Origin of the sequence: Variovorax sp. CF079 (assembly GCF_900101545.1) — a bacterium.
Classification (GTDB): Bacteria; Pseudomonadota; Gammaproteobacteria; order Burkholderiales; family Burkholderiaceae_C; genus Variovorax.
Map to the genome: position 1 here is coordinate 143,506 of NZ_FMZU01000018.1, position 18,535 is coordinate 162,040.

17 protein-coding genes and 1 tRNA gene are annotated in these 18,535 nt (G+C 68.3%); 7 read left to right on the plus strand and 11 right to left on the minus strand.

Annotation, left to right across the window (positions count from 1 at the left end; genetic code table 11):
- Position 1: 1 nt before the first annotated feature.
- From BLS74_RS23545 to BLS74_RS23565, 5 genes are read left to right on the plus strand one after another with little or no spacing between them, the layout of a single operon-like run.
- Entirely contained in the window at positions 2-562 is a 561-nt protein-coding gene (locus BLS74_RS23545) for an MSMEG_0567/Sll0786 family nitrogen starvation N-acetyltransferase (protein WP_093109569.1), read from the plus strand.
- The gene (locus BLS74_RS23550) at positions 559-1,560 is read left to right on the plus strand and encodes a sll0787 family AIR synthase-like protein (RefSeq protein ID WP_093109570.1); all 1,002 of its coding nucleotides are present in this window, start codon (positions 559-561) and stop codon (positions 1,558-1,560) included. The genes BLS74_RS23545 and BLS74_RS23550 overlap by 4 nt, the downstream gene beginning before the upstream one ends.
- A complete protein-coding gene (locus tag BLS74_RS23555; RefSeq protein ID WP_093109571.1) occupies positions 1,553-2,725 on the plus strand; it encodes an MSMEG_0565 family glycosyltransferase in 1,173 nt (390 codons plus the stop codon). Before BLS74_RS23550 ends, BLS74_RS23555 begins: the two co-directional genes overlap by 8 nt.
- Before the next feature lie 13 nt (positions 2,726-2,738).
- The gene (locus BLS74_RS23560) at positions 2,739-3,023 is read left to right on the plus strand and encodes an MSMEG_0570 family nitrogen starvation response protein (RefSeq protein WP_093109572.1); all 285 of its coding nucleotides are present in this window, start codon (positions 2,739-2,741) and stop codon (positions 3,021-3,023) included.
- A gap of 23 nt (positions 3,024-3,046) precedes the next feature.
- Positions 3,047-4,339, plus strand: coding sequence for an MSMEG_0569 family flavin-dependent oxidoreductase (locus tag BLS74_RS23565; protein WP_170855689.1), 1,293 nt, complete (start codon positions 3,047-3,049; stop codon positions 4,337-4,339).
- Between the two features lie 12 nt (positions 4,340-4,351).
- Here the strand turns inward: BLS74_RS23565 and BLS74_RS23570 are convergent, their stop codons facing one another.
- Positions 4,352-5,422, minus strand: coding sequence for an NUDIX domain-containing protein (locus BLS74_RS23570; RefSeq protein WP_093109574.1), 1,071 nt, complete (start codon positions 5,420-5,422; stop codon positions 4,352-4,354).
- A gap of 184 nt (positions 5,423-5,606) precedes the next feature.
- Here BLS74_RS23570 and BLS74_RS23575 point away from each other — a divergent pair, with 184 nt between their 5' ends.
- On the plus strand, positions 5,607-5,897 hold the full coding sequence (locus tag BLS74_RS23575) for a hypothetical protein (protein WP_139191731.1): 291 nt from the start codon (positions 5,607-5,609) through the stop codon (positions 5,895-5,897).
- Between the two features lie 33 nt (positions 5,898-5,930).
- Here the strand turns inward: BLS74_RS23575 and BLS74_RS23580 are convergent, their stop codons facing one another.
- The 9 genes from BLS74_RS23580 to BLS74_RS23620 form a co-directional block, all read right to left on the minus strand.
- Entirely contained in the window at positions 5,931-6,149 is a 219-nt protein-coding gene (locus BLS74_RS23580) for a hypothetical protein (protein ID WP_093109576.1), read from the minus strand.
- A 775-nt stretch (positions 6,150-6,924) separates the two neighbouring features.
- Positions 6,925-6,999: transfer RNA gene (locus BLS74_RS23585), tRNA-Arg, on the minus strand.
- 24 nt (positions 7,000-7,023) lie between these two features.
- On the minus strand, positions 7,024-11,079 hold the full coding sequence (locus BLS74_RS23590) for a translocation/assembly module TamB domain-containing protein (protein ID WP_093109577.1): 4,056 nt from the start codon (positions 11,077-11,079) through the stop codon (positions 7,024-7,026).
- 1 nt (position 11,080) lies between these two features.
- A complete protein-coding gene (locus BLS74_RS23595; protein WP_093109578.1) occupies positions 11,081-12,973 on the minus strand; it encodes an autotransporter assembly complex protein TamA in 1,893 nt (630 codons plus the stop codon).
- 65 nt (positions 12,974-13,038) lie between these two features.
- Positions 13,039-13,959: a 2OG-Fe(II) oxygenase gene (locus BLS74_RS23600; protein WP_093109579.1), complete on the minus strand. Its 921-nt coding sequence runs from the start codon at positions 13,957-13,959 to the stop codon at positions 13,039-13,041.
- Positions 13,960-14,113: 154 nt separating this feature from the next.
- Complete coding sequence (locus BLS74_RS23605; RefSeq protein ID WP_093109580.1) at positions 14,114-15,301, minus strand: vWA domain-containing protein; 1,188 nt, start codon at positions 15,299-15,301, stop codon at positions 14,114-14,116.
- Positions 15,302-15,307: 6 nt separating this feature from the next.
- Positions 15,308-15,916: a GNAT family N-acetyltransferase gene (locus tag BLS74_RS23610; RefSeq protein WP_093109581.1), complete on the minus strand. Its 609-nt coding sequence runs from the start codon at positions 15,914-15,916 to the stop codon at positions 15,308-15,310.
- A gap of 2 nt (positions 15,917-15,918) precedes the next feature.
- On the minus strand, positions 15,919-16,164 hold the full coding sequence (locus BLS74_RS23615; RefSeq protein WP_093109582.1) for a hypothetical protein: 246 nt from the start codon (positions 16,162-16,164) through the stop codon (positions 15,919-15,921).
- A complete protein-coding gene (locus tag BLS74_RS23620) occupies positions 16,161-17,003 on the minus strand; it encodes an AAA family ATPase (RefSeq protein ID WP_093109583.1) in 843 nt (280 codons plus the stop codon). Before BLS74_RS23620 ends, BLS74_RS23615 begins: the two co-directional genes overlap by 4 nt.
- A gap of 149 nt (positions 17,004-17,152) precedes the next feature.
- On the opposite strand from BLS74_RS23620, the gene BLS74_RS23625 reads away from it, so the two are divergent.
- Positions 17,153-17,836 carry a c-type cytochrome gene (locus tag BLS74_RS23625; protein ID WP_093109584.1) on the plus strand — a complete coding sequence of 228 codons (684 nt, stop codon included), beginning with the start codon at positions 17,153-17,155 and terminating at the stop codon, positions 17,834-17,836.
- Positions 17,837-17,925: 89 nt separating this feature from the next.
- Here BLS74_RS23625 and pcaG read toward each other — a convergent pair whose 3' ends face one another.
- Complete coding sequence (gene pcaG, locus BLS74_RS23630) at positions 17,926-18,531, minus strand: protocatechuate 3,4-dioxygenase subunit alpha (RefSeq protein WP_093109585.1); 606 nt, start codon at positions 18,529-18,531, stop codon at positions 17,926-17,928.
- Positions 18,532-18,535: the final 4 nt, after the last annotated feature.

Below are 18,535 nucleotides of genomic sequence, written 5' to 3' on the forward strand. Positions count from 1 at the left end.
CATGCCCTGCATCCTCGATGACGTCGTCGAACCGGCCTTGCAGTACGCGCCGGTCGAGTTCCTCGTGCGCGAGGCCGCGCAGGCCTGGGAGCGCGACGAGGCGCATGCCTTGCGCCGCGCCGTCTTCTGCATCGAGCAAGGCATCTTCGCCGGCGACGACCGCGATGCGATCGATGCGCAGGCCCAGCTGCTGGTGGCCATGTCCTGCCTCGGCGGCATGCCCGACCAGGTGGTGGGCACGGTGCGCATCCACGAAGCGGCGCCGGGCCTCTGGTGGGGCTCGCGGCTGGCGGTGCATCCCTCGTTCCGCAGCCAGGGGCACCTGGGCGCGACGCTGATCCGGCTGGCCGTGTCGCGCGCGCATGCGCAGGGCTGCGAGACTTTTCTGGCGCATGTGCAGTCGCAGAACGTGGCGCTCTTCCACAAGCTGCACTGGCGCTCGCTCGGCGAACTGGCCATCCACGGACGGCCGCACACCGAGATGCAGGCGGAGCTGGACTTCTATCCGCCTTGCCACGATGCCGTGAGCGGTTTCGTGTCGCGTCGCAAGGGCACCGCATGACAAGCCTGGCCGAGATCGTTGCCGAGCTGCGCGCGAGCCGCGGCTTCGCGCACAAGCGCGATATCTCCGATATCGTGTCGGCGCTCGGCCAGGCGCTGCCGGGCGGCGCTGCCGACCTGTCGCAGGTGGTGCCGCTGGGCGACGACTGCGCGGCCATTCCCGACGGCCAGGGCGGCTATCTGCTCTTCGCCATCGAAGGCCTGGTCGAGGACTTCATCGAACGCATGCCCTGGTTCGCGGGCTACTGCGCGGTGATGGTCAACGTGAGCGACATCTACGCGATGGGCGGCCGGCCGACGGCTGTCGTCGATGCGCTCTGGAGCGCCGGCATGGACCCGGCGGACCAGATGCTCAAGGGCATGGCCGAGGCCTCGGCGAAATACGCGGTGCCGATCGTCGGCGGCCACAGCAACAATCGCAGCACGCGCCCGCAATTGGCGGTGGCGATCCTGGGCCGCGCGCGGAAGCTGCTGACCAGCTTCTCCGCGCGCCCCGGCGACCAGCTCGTGATGGCCGTCGATCTGCGCGGCGCCTACGAGGAGCCCTTCCCCTACTGGAACGCATCGACCCGCGCCCCGGCCGCGCGGCTGCGCGGCGATCTGGAGCTGCTGCCGCAGCTGGCGGAAGCGGGCCTTTGCGATGCCGCCAAGGACATCAGCATGGCCGGTGCCGTGGGCACGGCGCTGATGCTGCTCGAATGCTCGCAGACCGGCGCAGTGATCGACCTGGACGCTATGCCGCGTCCGGCCGGCGTGCCCCTGCTGCGCTGGCTGAGCTCCTTCCCCAGCTACGGCTTCATCCTCAGCGTGCGCCCCGAGAAGCTTGCCGGCGTGCTGGCCCGCTTTGCCGCGCGCGACCTCGCCTGTGCCGTGGTGGGCGACGTCAACGACACGCGCACGCTGGTGCTCAAGCAGGGCGCCGAGCGCGAACTGTTCTGGGACCTGAACCGCGACGCCTTCATCTGCGAGGCTGCCGATGCGCAGGTGCTCCATGCGTGACGAAGGCCGCACGCAGGCGCCGCTGAAGATCGGCCTGCTCACGCATTCGGTCAACCCGCGCGGCGGCGTGGTGCACACGATCGAGCTCGCCCATGCCCTGCACGATGCCGGCCACCAGGTCACTGTGATGGCGCCGGCCGCACCGGGCCAGAACTTCTTCCGGCCCGTGCGTTGCGCCACCGAACTGGTGCCGGTCGCCGGCGCGTCGCGCAACATGGTGGAGATGGTCGGCCAGCGCATCGAGGCCTATGTCTCGCACCTCTCGGCCTTGCTGCAGCACACCCGCTTCGACGTGCTGCACTGCCACGACGGCATCGGCGGCAACGCGCTGGCCACCCTGCGCGAACGCGGACTGATCGACGGCTTCGTGCGCACCGTCCACCATCTCGACGATTTCGCTGACGCGCAGCTGATGCGCTGGCAGCAGCGCTCGGTCACCGAAGCCAGCCAGGTGTTCTGCCTGAGCCGCCAGTGGCACGAGGTGCTGTCGAAGCAGCACGGCATCGACGCATCGGAGGTATGGAACGGCATCGACACCCGGCGCTTCACGCCCGTGCCCGAAGCGGGCGATGCAGCGCTGGCGCGCAGGCTCGGCATTCGCACGGATGCGCCGGTGCTGCTCGCCGTGGGCGGCGTCGAGAAACGCAAGAATACGCTGCGCCTGCTGCAGGCCTTCATCCGGCTGCGCGCCACGCGGCCCGATCTCCAGCTCGTGGTGGCCGGCGGCGCGAGCCTGCTGGACCACGCGAAGTACGCGCACGACTTCGCCGCGCTGGTGCGGGCCGCCGAGCTGCCGACCGGCCCTCTTCAGCCGCTCCTGATCACCGGCCCGCTGGCCGATGCCGAGATGCCCGGCCTCTACCGGCTGGCCGACGCGGTGGCGATGCCCTCGGTGCGCGAAGGCTTCGGCCTGGTCGTGCTCGAGGCGCTGGCCAGCGGCGTGCCGGTCGTGGTCTCGCGCATCGCGCCCTTCACCGAGTATCTGGACGCGGAGGACTGCAGCTGGGCCGATCCCCTCGACCCGGAATCCATCGCCCGCGCGATCGCGGCCGCATTGGACAGTGCATCACCCGATTGGATTGCCCGGTCCTCGGAACGTCTTGCCCGCCGTTTCAGTTGGGCCACGAGCGCCGAGCGCCATGTCGCGCTCTACCGACGCCGTTGAAGGGAGAAACACCATGCCCGTCATGCATTTCAACGTGCGCTGGCCCGACCAGAGCGAGACGCGCTGCTATTCGCCTTCGCTCGTGGTGCAGGACTACCTGATCCCCGGCCAGCGCTACGCGCTCGGCGATTTCGTGGCCCGCGTGCGCGAGGCGCTGGTCATCGCTTCCGAGCGGGTGCGCGCCAAGTACGGCTTCGCCTGTTCGCAGGCGATGGACCAGCTGGCCGAGATCGAGGCCATCGCCCTGCGCTTCGGCGACGAGCCCGATGTGCAGGTCACCGTGATCGCCTTCGATTGACCTCTCTTCGCCTCCTTTTCGAGATGCCCCACATGCCCACCACTTCAAGCACCCACTACAGCATCATCATCGTCGGCGGCGGCCAGGCCGGCCTCGCGATGAGTCACTGCCTGCAGCAGCGCGCCATCGACCACCTGGTGATCGAGAAGCGCAGCCTGGTCCACACCTGGCGCACGCAGCGCTGGGATTCCTTCTGCCTGGTCACGCCCAACTGGCAGTGCAATCTGCCCGGCTGGTCCTACACCGGCAGCGATCCGCACGGCTTCATGGTCAAGGACGAGCTCAATGCCTGGCTGGCCGGCTTCGTCGAGCAGGTGCAGGCGCCCGCGCTCGAAGGCGTGAGCGTCGACAAGGTCTCGCGCGCCGGCGAGGCGGATCGCTTCACGGTCGAGACCAGCGCCGGCCGCTTCACCGCCGACCAGGTGGTGGTGGCCTCCGGCGGCTACCACAAGCCGGTGGTGCCGCGCATGGCCGAGCGCCTGCCCTCGTCGGTGGTGCAGTACCACTCGGCGCAGTACCGCAATCCGGCGCAGCTGCCCGAGGGCGCGGTGCTGGTGGTGGGTTGCGGGCAGTCGGGCGCGCAGATCGCCGAAGACCTGCACCTCGCCGGCCGCAAGGTGTTCCTGGCCACCGGCAATGCGCCGCGCTGCGCGCGCTTCTACCGCGGCAAGGACGTGGTCGACTGGCTGGCCGACATGAACTACTACGACATGCCGGTCACCGAGCATCCGCTGCGCGAAGGCGTGCGCGACAACACCAACCACTACGTGACCGGCCGCGACGGCGGGCGTGACATCGACCTGCGCCGCTTCGCGCTGGAGGGCATGGAGCTCTACGGCCTGTTGACCGGGCTCGACGGCGACCTGCTGCAGTTCCAGCCCAACCTGCGCGAGCACCTGGATCATGCGGACCAGGTCTTCAACAGCATCAATGCGTCGATCGACAAGTTCATCGCCGGCAACGGCATCGATGCGCCGCCGGGCGTTCCTTACGTGCCGGTGTGGGAGCCCGCCGAGGAACGGGCCACGCTGAGCCTGCGCGCGTCGGGCATCACGAGCGTGCTGTGGTGCATCGGCTTCCTGCCCGACTTCGCCTGGGTCGATGCGCCGGTGTTCAACGGGCGCGGCGAGCCGATGCACCTGCGCGGCGTGACGCAGCAGGCCGGGCTCTATTTCCTCGGGCTGCCGTGGCTGCACACCTGGGGCTCGGGTCGTTTCTCCGGCGTGGCGCGCGATGCGCTCTACCTGGCCGAGCAGATCGAAGCCCTGCAGCGCGGGCGCGCGAGCACGCCGCTCGCGGCCGAAGCGCTCGCCTGAAGCGAAGAAGGCTCAGGCCAGCGCGGCCGGCCGGGGCAGCAGCCCGAGGAAGTGATCGAGCATCTGGAAGTGGTCGTCCAGGAACTGCTCTTCGCGCGCGCACAGTTCGCCGATCGGCACCCACTCGACGGCCTCGGCGTCGTCGTCCGCGCGCACCGCCGGCAGCTCGCGATCGCCCAGATCGAAGAAATGCCCGTGGGTGATGGTGCGGCCGCGCTGGCTGCGATCGGGGCGGTCGAAGACCTCGGTGCTGGCCAGGCAGGCGAGCAGCGTGGCGGCCGGAAGATCGAGGTGCGTTTCTTCCTCGAGTTCGCGCAGCGCGGACTGCAGCGTGGTCTCGCGCTGTTCGAGAAAGCCGCCCGGCACCGCGGCCAGGCCCTTGCCCGGCGCATGGCCGCGGCGGATCAGCAGCGCGTGGTCGCGGCATTTCACGACGCAATCGACCGTGACCAGCACCACCGGGTAAGGCGATGCGGCCCATGACTCGTCGTGCTGTCGGAGGATCTCCCACTCCTGCGCAAGCTGGCCGAACAGCGGCGCGGCCATCCATGCGCGCAGGAAGGCGAGAGTGCTCGCCGGCACGGCGCGGGCCAGCGTTTGCGGCGCGTCCTTCGCGTTGCCGAAGATCGCGGCGCGCACCGCGTTCGCACTCGCGGTGTGAACGCGCTCCACCGCTTGCAGCGTCCAGCCTTCGAAGCCGTGGAGGTAGTCGCGCGTGGCGTCCTTGACGTGGCCGATCAGCACGGTCGACGAGGGCAGGGATGCACCTTGCGCGGAGAGCGCCGCATCGATCTCCTGCCGCACCTCGGCGAACCAGCGCTCGTCGTCGAAGTGGTCACGCATCGGCACGAAGAGCACGCGCTCGCGGTCGGCCCCCGGCAGTGCAAGGCGGATCATCTCCGCGCGCTCCTGCCAGCTGAAGGGGTTCTTCGGCGAACGCGCCTGGAAGGCGGAGCCGATCACCACCGCCACGCGCGGTGCCGCTTCGAGCGCCTTCTTCAGCAGGGCCTGGTGGGCGTTGTGGAAGGGCTGGAAGCGGCCGATGAGGACGGCGAGGTCGTGTGCTGCGGGGTGGGCGGTCATGGGCGAATTCTGGCAGCCGCTGCTGTCGCCTCCGCGGTGCCCCGGTGCATTGCAGCCATGTGCGTCATGACAAAGCGCCTATGGAGCCATGAATACTTAAGGCGTACTCTCGGATGCAATAGCCAGCGCGCCCTTGTCGGATGAGGCGATACGGCCGAACTGGGGTTGGAAAGGACAAAGCGACATGGGGTCACCAGCAGAGATGTGCAAGAGACTTCAACGGTTGTTTGCCTGGATGTTCCTGCTGGCGACGATCTCGCTGTCCAGCTTGGTCGGGGTTGAGATTGTCTTTCCACCTCCGCCCATAGCCCCTCCGCCAGAGCGTTCACTCTTGGATCTCCTCGAGTTCGATCTGCCCGACCCGCAGCTGCTGGCTGTCGTTGTGGCGCTGGTCTTGGAAGTTGCGTCATTCGCCGGCCTGACCATCACGACGCTGCTGGATTGGCTGGACATTCGCCACCACCGCTCTGCCTAGTCGGCAAGTGCCCCTCGACAGCCTTCGGGCCGGTTAGAGACCCGCTCGGATTCCCTTAGCCGATGACGGAATCGGTTCATTCGCCTCGCGGTCAATGTCACTGCACAGCGCCTCGTCAAGGACGGGCTCCTCCCCGTGGAGCAGTCGTGTTCGGGCCGCAAGCACTACAGCCTTGTGCACGGCCTCCGGCAAGGTGCGTCCGTTCAGATAGTCGGCGATCAAGGCTTCGGCGGCTGCAAAGAAAAGGGACATGGCATATCTCCCCCGGCCCCTGTGGGCGCAGCACTGAGTAGACCTCAGCGGCGAGCGCCTGGCCGATCCGGCGTGCCAGTTTCCCCCGGCCGTCAGGACCGCTCAAGGCCGTCCTGAAGCTTGGTGAAGGCGCCCCATAGCCTCGTACAGACGAGGGTCGCTACTCAAGAAAGCTGGCCCGTATCTGGTCCCCTGCGGTCCCATCTTCGGTGCCATAGCCATCGCCGAGCGCAGCGCACTCGGTGACTACACATTCAGCAAAGGTCCGCACAGCGGGCGGGACCGGTTCACCAGCCTTCAGGAGGCCAGCCATCACAGCCAGCTCTTCGAAAACCTCGGCGGGGTCTCGATTTGGTTCCATGATCGAATATTAGGTCGCAGCCGCGATGGCTTCCACAGGTGAATGACCTTAAAAAGGAAGTTCACGTGCTCCCCAGTGGCTCGACCGCCCTTGGAGAATTGGTAGGCGGCTTCCTAAGCCCGGTTTAAGTTTGCCGCCCTACGCTTGGAACTGACAGTCAGTCGGCGCTGGTAGAGGTTGCTTCGGCGCCCGCCCTTGACGGGCGGTTCCTCGATGCCGGCGGCTGTCGCGAATTCCAACGCGCGGGCATAAAAAAGCACGCCTGCCGGCCACCCGCATGCGCACGCTTCGTAGGCTTGCGTGGCCCCGAACTGCGAGGGCATCAGACCAAGCGACTCAGCTTCACTTGCACGCGGGGCGTCGCCCCGCGCTTGTCCCGGCCGTCAAACGATATCAATCAAATCAACAACTTACTGGTGCCCTCGACAGGAATCGAACCTGTATCTGAGTCTTAGGAGGACCCCGTTCTATCCATTGAACTACGAGGACGAAGGCGATGGCGACTTTACCAGTTCAGTCGTACTTCACCGTGTAGATCAGGTCGATCCCGCTCTGCTGGCCGGCCTGGCCGCGCAGGGTCAGGCGGCGGGTCAGGTCGTAGAAGATGAACAGCGAGCCGAGGGTGCCCGAGAGGCTGCGCTCGTAGGTGACGTAGAAATCCTGGGAGATGCGCTTGCCCACCGTGACGGCCGATTCGCGCAGGTCGCCGCCGCTGCCCGGGCCCTTGAAGCCGATTTCGTCGAGGCCGAAGCGGCTCGCGAGCCCGCCGCCGGTGCCGCCCTTGCCGAGCCCGCCCAGCAAGGCCAGCGCGGCCTGCTGCAGCAGCACCGATTCGCCGCCGCTGGTGGCCGAGGCGCGGCCCAGCACCACCCACGACAGCGTCTCCGCGTCCGACAGCGTGGGCTCGGAATACAGCCGCACGCGTGGCGTCTGTGCGGTGCCGCTGATCTGGACGCCGGCGCGCTGCGAGATGTTGGGCCGGATCGCGAGGATGTCGAGTGCCGGATTGTCGAAGGGGCCGTTGAAGCGCGCCACGCCGGTTTCCACGTCCAGCCGCTGGCCGTAGGCGCGGTACTGGCCCTTGACGGTCCTGACCTCGCCCGTGATGCGCGGCGGCGCGTTCAACGCGGTGCTGCGGATGTCGAGCTTGCCCTCCAGCCGCGTGGTGAGGCCGCGCCCCTGCACCGCGAAATCATTGCCGAGATCGAAGTTGACCGCGATGTCGGGCGGCTTCGCGGTCTGCGCCTTGGCCACCTGCGCATCGTCGCGCACCGCCTGGCGCCGGGTGGCTTCGGCGGCCTCGCGGTCCTTGGCGGCCGAGCGCACCACCACGTCGCTGCCGAGGCCGGGCGCGGTCTCGTCGGGCAGGATGACGACGGCGCGGTCGGTCTTGAGGTTGCCGCGCACGCTGAACTGGCCGCCGTCGAGCCGCGCTTGCAGGTCGCCCGAGAGCGTGACCTGGCGGTCGCTGCGCACCAGCATGCGCAGCGCGCGCAGCTGGGCCTGCATGGCCATGCGGATGCCGGTGCCGGCGGCCGGCGCCGCGCCCCAGCTGAGCTCGCCGCGCGCCGAGAGCGTGCCGCCATCGCTCGCGGCCTCGCTGGCCGCAGTGCTGAGGTTGCCGCTCTGGCCCGGGATGCGCGCGCTGCTGCCGGTGCCGCCCTTGAGCGTGAACTCGGTGATCTCGATGCGCTCGCCGGTGAGCGTCGCGCGCAGGCGCCCGTCGCGCAGGTCCAGCCCCTCGACCAGCGCGCGCAGCGCGAGCTTGTCGGCGCCGAGCGTGCCGTTCCAGCGCGGCAGCGCGCGATTGCCAGAGAGTGCGGCGTCGGCCTCCAGTGTGCCGGCCACGCGCCAGCCCGGCGGCGCCAGCATCGACCAGACGCCGAGATTGGGCAGGCGCGCCGTCACGCGGCCGGCCAGCGGCGCATCGGCCGCCCATTGCCAGCCGCCCGCGCGCTGCTGCACGCGCGTGCTGGCTTCGGCGTTGATCTGGCCGGCGCGCTCGCTGTCCCAGGCCAGGCCGGCGCGCACGGTATCGCCCTCGGCATCGAGCCGCAGCTCGGCCTGGCGCAGGCCGGCCGGCGTGCTCGGGCCGTCGCCGGCCGCGTTCATGCTGCGTTCGCTCGCGCTGCCGGTGCCGCGGCTCGTGATGCGCGTGACCAGCGCGGCCTCGCCGGCCTGCACGCGGATGTCGCCGCTTTCGCGCCTGAGCCGGGCGCGCGCGCGCAGCGCATCGCCGGCATCGATGTCCCAGTCGCCGTTGAACAGCAGGTCGCCGCTGATGCCGACCTCGGCCAGCGCGGCGCCACCGCCCAGCGCCTCGGCCCAGGCCATCGGCAGGCCCTGCAGGCGGCCCTTCGATTGCAGGCGGAAGGCGCGGTTGGAGGCGCCGCCGCGGTGGCTGTAGCGCAGGGGTTCCCACTCGATGCGCACGGTGCCGGGCGCCGGTCCGCGCAGCGTGGCGGCCGCGGCGGAGGCCTCCACGTCGAGGCGGTCAGCCGTGCCGCTGCGCAGCGTGGCGCTGACGGTGCGGCTCAGCTCCACGGTCCAGGGGCCGGTGCTGGCGGCGGCGCTGTCCTGCATCTGCGCGCGCAAGCTGGCGACCGCGACGCGCCACTGCTTCGCCCGCTCCAGGCCGCCGCTGGCGCGCGTGTCGAGCGTGAACTTCTGCGTGCCTCTGCGGGCCTCGCCCTTCAAGTCCAGCGTGGCCTGCGCCAGGCTGCCGGCGAGTTCGGCGCGCAGCTCGCGCAGCAGCACGGTGGTCGCGGGCCCGTTGGCGGGCGGCGCCAGACGCAGGTCCAGGCGCGGCACGGACAGGTTGGCTTTCAGCGTGGGCTCGGCCGAGCCGCGCGGCGCCGGTTCGCTGGCGTTCTGCAGGCGCCGCTGCACGGCTTGCCAGCCGCCTTGCCAACTGGCATCGAGCCGCGCGCTGCCTTGCGCCGTCATGCCTGCGAACACGGCCGAGAGCCCGGGCAGGCGCTCGACCCAGGCCTGCAGCGCGGCCGCATCGTCGACCTGGGCCTTGATCTCGCCGCCGCCGCTGGCCGGCGCGATGCGGCCTTGCACCTGGGCGCCGCCGCCCGGCATCGCAAGCTTCAAGTCGCCGCTCGCGGCCTGGTCTGCGACGCGCGCCTGCAGCTTGCCTTCGACGCTGGCGTTCGATGCCTCGATGCGCAGCGCGCGCAGCTCCAGCACCTGCGCCTGCGCCTGCCACTGGCCGCGCGCCAGCGCGCGGTCGAGGCGCAGGCCTTCCATCGCCTTGCTGCCGGCGCCGCCCTCGGCCTGCAGCGCCACGTCGAATATCAGCGCTTCGCCGCGCTGCTCGGCATTGATGCTGCCGCTCACCGGTGCGCCGGCAAGCTCGGTATGCAGCGCGCCGGGACGCACGCTGCGCACCTTCGCGCGCGCTTGCCACGGCGCGGGTGCGGGGCTCCAGCGGCCCTCGGCCTCGATGCGGCCGCCGCCGGCGCGCACGGTCGCCTGGGGCAGGGTCCAGGTCGTGCCGTCGAAGCTGGCGCGCGCCTCGATCCGCTCGACGGGCAGCTTGCCGGTGTCCCAGGGGCCGGGCTCGGCGTTGCGGATGTCGGCGCTGGCCTGCCAGACCGTGGCGGCGCCTGAGCTGCCCGCGTCGGGGCCGGCCTCGACCTTGCCGCTCAGCAGCGTGGCCGGCGCCTCGGGCCACAGGCGGGCCAAGTCGACGTTCTGCAGATCGGCCTTGGCGTCGATCACGGGCTGCGGCAGCCAGGGCGCGATGTGGGCGTCGAGCTGCGCCTGCATCGGCGCCGCCGTGCTGTCTTCGGCCGGCTTCAGTTGCGCCGCCACCGCGAGCCGCGCATCGGCGCCGGCGAGCGTGCCTTTCACCGTCGCCTGGGCCAGCACGTCGATGCCGCGGTCCTCGGCCAGCGGGGCGCGCACCCGGCCGTCGAGCGCGGCATCGATTGCCATCGGCGCCGGACCCTGCAGCTTGACGCGCGCGCTGTAGTGGCCGTCGGCGATGTCCACGCCGCTCACCTCGAGTTGATGCTCGGCGCCGGCATAGCGGTAGCTGCCGGCCAGCTGGGTGGCCTGCAGCGCGGGCGGGCCGACCCAGCGCAGTTCGTCGATGCGGAAGGGCAGCTCGACCTCGACCGGCAGCACGATCTGCTCCAGGGGCTCGAGCGGCTTGTCGTCGACCGGGCCGCGACGCTCGATGAGCAGCTGCGCCGCATGCACTTCGCCGAGCTGCACCTTGCGCTTCAGCAGCGGCGCCAACTGCCAGCCGATCTTCGCCTCGTGCACTTCCACCGCCAGCGCTTCGCTCTGCCAGCGCAGCCAGCCGATGCGCCCGCCCGCGCGCAGCGAGCCCGTGACTTCGCGGCTTTCCAGTGTCTGGCCCGCGGGCAGGTAGAGCGCGGCGCGCGCGAGTGCGAAGGCCAGCGATTCGTTCGAGCCCAGCCACCACCAGGCGCCGGCCGTGAGCCCCGCCACCAGCACGACCAGGCCGAGGAGGCTCCAGGCCAGTGCGCGCAGCGCACGGCGGCCGAGCGAGCGCTTCGGCGACGGGGCGGGGGACTGCGTCTGTTCCTGCATTTCAGAAGGTGAAGCCCAGCCGCAGGTGCAGCCTGAATCTCTTCGTGTCCACGCCGTAGGCCAGGTCGGCCTGCACCGGTCCCACCGGGCTGCGCCAGCGCGCGCCCACGCCGACGCCGACCTTGGCCTTGAGTTCGCCGGGCTTGTCGGCCACGGCACCGGCATCGACGAACACCGTGCTCTCCCATTCGGTCATCTTTCCGCGATAGACGAAGGGGCGCTGCCATTCGACGCTGGCGACCCCGAGGTAGCGGCCGGCGACGATCTGGCCGTCGCTGCGCACGGTGCCGATCTGGCGGTAGCTGTAGCCGCGCACCGTGGTGTCGCCGCCGGTCAGGTACATCAGCGTGGAGGGGATCTGCGCGCGATCTTGGGCCACCAGGGCGCCGGCCTCGGCGCGCAGCTGGATGCGGCCGCTGCGGGCCTGAGTCCCGTCGTCGCTCTTCACGGTGCCGAGCGGCACGATGCCGAGCCAGCGCCCGTAGACGCGCGTGAAGGGCAGGTGCTCGCCGGTCAGCGTGTAGCCGAGGCCGAGCTCCAGCGCCAGGCCGTGGCCGCGCGTCGGTGCGCCTGCGTTGTCGAAGTAGCGGCCGGTCCAGCCCCAGTTGACGCTCAGCGCCGAGGCCGACGGCGGTGCGGCGATGCCGCGGTTCTGCGTGTAGTCGTACTGCAGGAAGTAGTTGAAGTCGATGTGGTCGCCGGCTTTGCTGCGTCCGCCGCGCAGCCGGCCGCTGTCGACCTTGTAGCTGCCGGAGGTTTCGTTCTTCAGCAGACCCGAGCCGAACAAGCGCCACCCCTTGTCGTCGGGGATCGCGTTCCACTCGGTGCCCAGCGACTTGGTTTCGCGGTCCACCGAGAGCTTGGAGACGGCGCGCCAGCCGAGCAGCGGCATGCGGTTGTGGATGTGGTCGATCGAAAGCCGCGGCCCGCTGTCGGTGGTGAAGCCGACGCCCAGCACCACCTTCTGCAGCGGCGCTTCGCGCAATTGGGCGATGACCGGCGCCCACAGCGGGTTGGTGCCGTCGGTGTCGAGGGTCAGGAAGACGGAGTCGTAGTAGCCGCTGCTCGCGAGGCGCTGCTGCGCATCGAGCAGCTTCTGCTGGTCGTAGTCGCTGCCGGTGGGTATGCGCGCGATCCGGCGCGTGCCGTCGGCGTCGTAGCGCTCGCTGCCGCGCACGTCCAGCGGGCCGAAGCGGTAGGCCGGGCCGGACTGGTAGTTGAGGCTGAGCTTGGCCTCGCTGCGGTCGGCGTCGATTTCGGCGCGGCTCGCGCTGATGCTGCCGGTGGGGAAACGCTTGGCCGTCAGACTGCGCAGCGTGGCGGCCTTGGCGTTGTCCCAGGCCAGCTGGGTGAAGGGTTGGCCGGCGCGCAGCGGCCAGTCGGTGCGGATCGTGTCGCGCTGGGTCTCGGCCGCGGCGTCGCTCTCGATCGGCCCGCCGAAGCCGATCTGCACGTTGGCGACGCGCGTGAGTTCGCCGGGCTCGACCGTGATCGTCACCTCGCGCGGCGCCTTGGCTTCAGGCGTCTCGCGCAGTTCCAGCGTGAGCGTGGGCGTGAAGTAGCCGAGGGTGCCGAGCAGCTCGCGTGCGTTTCCTTCGGCGGCCACCATCAGGCGCGAGAGTTCGGCCGCGCCGAGATCGTCGAGCTGGCGGTAGCGCTGGATTTCGAGATTGCGCACGAGGTAGTCGCGCACCGTGTCGGGCGCCTTCACCTCCACCGTGAACGCGTCGCGCTGCGATGCCGGCCTGTCGCTGCTGGTTACCGGGCTCGCGGCAGTTTGCGTTTCCGCCGGCTCGCTCTTCGGCAGCAGGCTGCACCCTTGCAACAGAAGGGTGCCTGCACAAAAGAACGCCGGCATCCACGCCGGCGCGAGAGAGCGAACCACCCTGAGCATGCAGCCATTTTGACAGCATGCGCAGAGGGCGCCCTCGACGGGCGGGGGAGCGCGGGGCTCCTTTTTCAGGCGCGCCCGCTGACCTTTCGCGCCAGCAGCCAGACCACAGGCGGCGTCAGCATGCGGGCCAGCGCCTTGACGCGGTCGACGCGGTGCGTCTTCATGAAGACCGAGGCCGATTCGTCCCCGTGCTGCTTGCCGGCGAGCGGGCTGGTGTAGTAGTAGGCGGCGACCGAACGGCGCGGCCGGCCGTCCGGCGCCTGCAGCGGCTTGGTGTGGCCGTGGTAGCTCGCGGGGCCGTGCGGCAGCACGATGGTGCGGCCGAACTCGGGCTGCACGGTGGTCACGCAGCGGTCCTGCTTCTTGTCCCAGAGTTCGAGCCCGGAACCCCAGGCCGGGTCCCATCCCTTGTTGAGGTAGGTGATGAAGACCATCTCGTTCTTCAGCCCCAGATGCCGGTGACGGTTGAAGTCGCGGTGCACGGCGAAGGTTGCGCCGGTCCTGCTTTCGTGCAGCCCGCCGCCGAACAGCTTGGGATCGGGCAGCAGGTAATCGACGCCGCTGAGCGACGACAGCCAGTCGATGAACCAGCCCGAATTGATGATGTCGAAGTACAGCTGCGAGGCCGGGCCCAGCGCCACGCCGAGCACCGAGCGGCGCGTCGATTCGTACTGGGTCTTGATGTCGGCCCAGCCGCCGTCGGGAAGCATGTCGAACTCTTCGGCCACGAGCTCCAGCAGGGTCGGGTGGAAGATGTTCTCGAGAACCAGGTGCGGGAACGGCGAGGCGGCCAGCAACTTCTGGTGCAGGCGTTCGCGCTGCTCGGGTGCAAAAAGGGAGCGGTCGACGAGCTCGGCACGTGGCAGGCGCATGCCGCGGATGCTGATGAAATCGGCCGGTGGCTGGAATCGCGCTTCCAGCAATGCGCCGGCCAAAGGCTGCTCGAGTACCGGGGAGTCCAGCGGAAAAGAAAGCACGGCAGACATGGCACACCTCCTGCGGACGCAGCGTCAACAAAACGCCTTATTTGAATCCTTAGGTGTTAACTGTAACCTGAGGTCTCAACGTTGTGACAACTTTTTTACGCGTTTGCGGCTCTACGGATGGCCTATCCCGCCGCGTGCTTGCTGCATGCGGGGGCTATTTTGACAGCAGTCGCATGGCCTCTTCGAGGCCCTTGAGAGTAAGCGGATACATGCGATGCGACACGAGTTGTTGCATCACGGCAATGCTTTGCCGGTATTGCCACACGCCCTGCGGCTCCGGGTTGATCCATGCGAACTTCGGGAAGGCGTGGGTCAGGCGCTGGATCCACTCGGCGCCGGCTTCCTCGTTGTTGTATTCGACGCTGCCGCCCGGCTGCAGGATCTCGTAGGGGCTCATGGTGGCGTCGCCGACGAAGACCAGCTTGTAGTCCTTGTTGTACTTGCGAATGATGTCCCAGGTCGCGAACTTCTCGGAGAAGCGGCGCCGGTTGTTCTTCCACATGAAGTCGTAGACGCAGTTGTGGAAGTAATAGAACTCGAGGTGCTTGAACTCGGTCTTGACGGCCGAGAACAGCTCTTCGACGCGCTGGATGTGCTCGTCCATCGTGCCGCCCACGTCCATCAGCAACAGCACCTTGACGTTGTTGTGGCGCTCGGGCCGCATCTTGATGTCGAGGTAGCCGGCGTTGGCCGCCGTCGAGCGGATCGTGTCGTCGAGGTCCAGCTCGTCCTCGTGGCCCTCGCGCGCGAACTTGCGCAGCCGCCTGAGCGCGATCTTGATGTTGCGCGTGCCGAGTTCCTGGCTGTCGTCGTAGTCCTTGTAGGCGCGCTGGTCCCACACCTTGACCGCGCTCTTGTTCTTGCCCGCGCCGCCGATGCGGACGCCCTGCGGGTTGTAGCCGCCGTGGCCGAAGGGCGAGGTGCCGCCGGTGCCGATCCACTTGCTGCCGCCTTCGTGGCGTTCCTTCTGCTCCTCGAAGCGCTTCTTGAGCGTTTCCATGAGCTCGTCCCAGCCCATCTTCTCGATCTTGGCTTTCTCCTCGGCCGTGAACTCGCGCTCCAGCGTCTTGCGCAGCCAGTCGAGCGGCACTTCCTTGGTGAAGTCGGTCACGATCTCCACGCCCTTGAAGTAGGCGGCGAAGGCGCGGTCGAACTTGTCGTAGTGCTTCTCGTCCTTCACCAGCGCAGTGCGCGAGAGGTAGTAGAAGTCGTCGAGGCCGAAGGCATCGTCGGAGTTCGGGCCCACCACGTCGGCCTGCAGCGCTTCGAGCAGCGTCAGGTATTCCTTGACCGAGACCGGCAGCTTGGCCGAGCGCAGGGTGTAGAAGAAGTCGATCAGCATGGCGCATCACTCCTTGGGTTCGGGACGCGGCTTGTCCAGCAGATAGAGCAACTGGGCGCGCACCTCGGGCCACTCGCCCGATCGCAGGCTGTACATCACCGTATCGCGGATCGTGCCGTCGCGGCGTAGGGCATGGCCGCGGATCACGCCGTCCTTCCTGGCGCCGAGGCGTTCGATGGCGCGCTGCGACGCGTGATTGAAATTGTCCGTGCGCCAGCCGACCACGTGGCAGCCGAGGGTATCGAAGGCGTGCGTCATCATCAGCAGCTTGCAGGTGGTGTTGACGTGCGTGCGCTGGCAGCGCTTGGCGTACCACGTGTACCCGATCTCGACGCGCTTCACCGCGGGCAGGATGTCGTGATAGCTCGTCGAGCCGAGCACGGTGCCGCTCGCTTCGTCGGTCACCGCGAAGGCGAAGCGGTTGCCGGCCTCGCGCATCTGCAGTGCGCTCTCGATGTAGCCGCGCGTGTCCTGCGGCTCGGGCACCGAGGTGACGCGGATCTTCCACAGCTCGCCGTCGGCCGCTGCGGCGCGCAGGCCTTCTTCGTGCGCCAGCGCGAGCGGCACCAGCGCGATGCCGCGCGAGCTGAGCGTGACTGGCTCGACAAACCCCATCGTCAACTCCTCGGAGAGCCGTATTTGCGCATGTACCAGGCGCGTGCGATCTGCACGCCGCCACCGCCGCCGAGGCCGATCAGCAGGATGCCGGCAATGGCGCTGTTGCTGTAGCCGCCGTTGCCCAGGGCGTCGAAGCCGAGCGCGAGGCCGAGCCAGCGGCCCAGGAGCGCGCCAACGACGAACATGACCGCCTGTGCCACGCCAAGCAGCAGCAACTGGCGGGTGGGTTGGCGGCCTTCGCTCATCGGTTGTGGCGTTGCATGAAGACGAGCTTCTCGAACAGCGTCACGTCCTGCTCGTTCTTGAGCAGCGCGCCCACCAACGGCGGCACCGCGACCTTGTCGTCCTTGCTCTGCAGCGCCTCGAGCGGAATGTCTTCGGCCACCAGCAGCTTGAGCCAGTCGAGCAGCTCGGAAGTCGAAGGCTTCTTCTTCAGGCCCGGCAGGTTGCGCACGTCGTAGAAGGTCTTCATGGCCGAGGCCAGCAACTCCTGCTTGAGGCCGGGGAAATGCACCGCGACGATGCTCTTCATCGTGTCGGCATCGGGGAACTTGATGTAGTGGAAGAAGCAGCGGCGCAGGAAGGCGTCGGGCAGCTCCTTCTCGTTGTTGGAGGTGATGAAGACCACCGGCCGGTGCTTGGCGCGGATCAGCTCGCGCGTCTCGTAGCAGTAGAACTCCATGCGGTCGATCTCGCGCAGCAGGTCGTTCGGGAATTCGATGTCGGCCTTGTCGATCTCGTCGATCAGCAGCGCCACTGGCTCGTCGGAGGTGAAGGCCTGCCACAGCACACCCTTGACGATGTAGTTGTGGATATCCTTCACGCGTGCGTCGCCGAGCTGCGAATCGCGCAGCCGGCTCACCGCGTCGTATTCGTAGAGGCCCTGCTGGGCCTTGGTGGTCGACTTGATGTGCCACTGGAGCAGCGGCAGGTCGAGTGCCTGCGCCACTTCTTCCGCGAGCATCGTCTTGCCGGTACCGGGTTCGCCCTTGACGAGCAGCGGGCGCTTGAGCGTGATGGCGGCGTTGACCGCGAGCATCAGATCCTGTGTGGCGACGTAGTTGTCGGAACCCTTGAATTTCATGAGTGGCGTGGAGCAGGGTGGATGAAATGACACATCATTCAACTGCGACGCGCAACGCCCGGTGCTTCACGCATGGGACCGCAGAGGGCCCCCGCATATAATCAAAAGTTGATCTGAAATCTGTATCTCCACGAGATTGTGCGCGCAAAATGAACAAGTTGTTGACCACGATGTTTGCCTTCGCTGTCGCTTGCGTGACGGTCTCGGCCCAAGCTCAGAAGATCACGGGCAATGCCGAAAACGGCTCGAAGAAAGTGGCGATGTGCGTGGGCTGCCACGGCATCATCGGCTACCAGGCCAGCTTCCCTGAGATCCACAAGGTCCCGATGATCGCGGGCCAGAGCGCCACCTACATCGCCTCGGCGCTCACAGCCTACAAGGGCGGCGACCGCAAGCACCCGACCATGCGCGCCATCGCCGACACGCTGAGCGAGCAGGACGTCGCCGACCTCGCCGCCTATTACAGCCAGCTCGGCGTGCAGGAAGGCGACGCGCCGCCGGCCACCGCCGTCAAGCAGCCGAGCGAACGCGTGCAGGCCCTCATCTCGCGCGACAAGGACAACGCCTGCACCAAGTGCCACGGCGTCAACTTCAACACCCCGAACGACGGCACGGTGGCCAAGCTGGCGGGTCAGCATGCCGACTACCTCTACGTGGCGCTGAGGTCCTACAAGGTCGACAAGAACCTGCAGATCGGCCGCTCCAACGGCGTGATGAGCGGCCAGGCCAAGAAGTTCAGCAATGCCGAACTCAAGGACCTGGCCAGCTACATCAGCTCGCTGCCGGGCGAATTGAAGACGGTGCCGGAATCGCGCATCCACCGGGCCAAATAAGAAGCGCACACCACAGAAGGACAAAGCCCGCTTTCAAGCGGGCTTTGTTTTTGTCCAGCCTCTCGGGCCTTTTTGTTGTCAGCCGTCGTTCATACATCGAAGAAGACGGTCTCTTGCGGGCCTTGCATGTGGATGTCGAAGCGATAGGTCACGGCCCCGCCCGTCTCGCTGCGCTCGGCGACGAGCGTCTTCCTGCGCTCGGCCGGTACGCTCGCAAGCACCTTGTCCTCCCCATTGGCTTTCGCCTCATCGCTGAAATAGATGCGTGTGAAGGCGTGCAGCAGCATGCCGCGCATCAGCACGATCACGTTGATGTGCGGCGCTTCGCCCGCCGTCTCGGCGCCGGGCTTGACGGTGTGGAAGACGAAGCGGTTCTGAGGATCGGTGCCCGTGCCGGCGCGGCCGAAGGCGCGGAAGCCGATGGCCTGCGCATCCTCGACCGACTTCGGATAGGCGCCGGTGCCGTCGACCTGGCTGATCTCGACCAGCGCGTCGTTGATGGGCTTGCCGTCGCCGTCGATCACGCGGCCCTCGATCCGGATGCGTTCGCCGCGCGCGCCATCGAGCGCGAGCACTGCGTCGAAAGGCTGGTCGAAGTCGTAGCCGTACTGGGTGGCCGTGAGGCCGTAGGCGAAGTAGGGGCCGACCGTCTGCGAAGGGGTCTGGCCGAAATTGGTTTCGAGTGCGCTCATCATGGTG

What these genes read in the sequence shown, in the direction of transcription:
- BLS74_RS23595 (WP_093109578.1), bottom strand. Translation starts at nt 12,973, where the DNA reads ATGCTCAGGGTGGTTCGCTCTCTCGCGCCGGCGTGGATGCCGGCGTTC.
- BLS74_RS23545 (WP_093109569.1), top strand. Translation starts at nt 2, where the DNA reads ATGCCCTGCATCCTCGATGACGTCGTCGAACCGGCCTTGCAGTACGCG.
- BLS74_RS23625 (WP_093109584.1), top strand. Translation starts at nt 17,153, where the DNA reads ATGAACAAGTTGTTGACCACGATGTTTGCCTTCGCTGTCGCTTGCGTG.
- BLS74_RS23600 (WP_093109579.1), bottom strand. Translation starts at nt 13,959, where the DNA reads ATGTCTGCCGTGCTTTCTTTTCCGCTGGACTCCCCGGTACTCGAGCAG.
- BLS74_RS23550 (WP_093109570.1), top strand. Translation starts at nt 559, where the DNA reads ATGACAAGCCTGGCCGAGATCGTTGCCGAGCTGCGCGCGAGCCGCGGC.
- BLS74_RS23560 (WP_093109572.1), top strand. Translation starts at nt 2,739, where the DNA reads ATGCCCGTCATGCATTTCAACGTGCGCTGGCCCGACCAGAGCGAGACG.
- BLS74_RS23610 (WP_093109581.1), bottom strand. Translation starts at nt 15,916, where the DNA reads ATGGGGTTTGTCGAGCCAGTCACGCTCAGCTCGCGCGGCATCGCGCTG.
- pcaG (WP_093109585.1), bottom strand. Translation starts at nt 18,531, where the DNA reads ATGATGAGCGCACTCGAAACCAATTTCGGCCAGACCCCTTCGCAGACG.
- BLS74_RS23565 (WP_170855689.1), top strand. Translation starts at nt 3,047, where the DNA reads ATGCCCCACATGCCCACCACTTCAAGCACCCACTACAGCATCATCATC.
- BLS74_RS23575 (WP_139191731.1), top strand. Translation starts at nt 5,607, where the DNA reads ATGGGGTCACCAGCAGAGATGTGCAAGAGACTTCAACGGTTGTTTGCC.
- BLS74_RS23620 (WP_093109583.1), bottom strand. Translation starts at nt 17,003, where the DNA reads ATGAAATTCAAGGGTTCCGACAACTACGTCGCCACACAGGATCTGATG.
- BLS74_RS23615 (WP_093109582.1), bottom strand. Translation starts at nt 16,164, where the DNA reads ATGAGCGAAGGCCGCCAACCCACCCGCCAGTTGCTGCTGCTTGGCGTG.
- BLS74_RS23590 (WP_093109577.1), bottom strand. Translation starts at nt 11,079, where the DNA reads ATGCAGGAACAGACGCAGTCCCCCGCCCCGTCGCCGAAGCGCTCGCTC.
- BLS74_RS23570 (WP_093109574.1), bottom strand. Translation starts at nt 5,422, where the DNA reads ATGACCGCCCACCCCGCAGCACACGACCTCGCCGTCCTCATCGGCCGC.
- BLS74_RS23555 (WP_093109571.1), top strand. Translation starts at nt 1,553, where the DNA reads ATGCGTGACGAAGGCCGCACGCAGGCGCCGCTGAAGATCGGCCTGCTC.
- BLS74_RS23580 (WP_093109576.1), bottom strand. Translation starts at nt 6,149, where the DNA reads ATGTCCCTTTTCTTTGCAGCCGCCGAAGCCTTGATCGCCGACTATCTG.
- BLS74_RS23605 (WP_093109580.1), bottom strand. Translation starts at nt 15,301, where the DNA reads ATGCTGATCGACTTCTTCTACACCCTGCGCTCGGCCAAGCTGCCGGTC.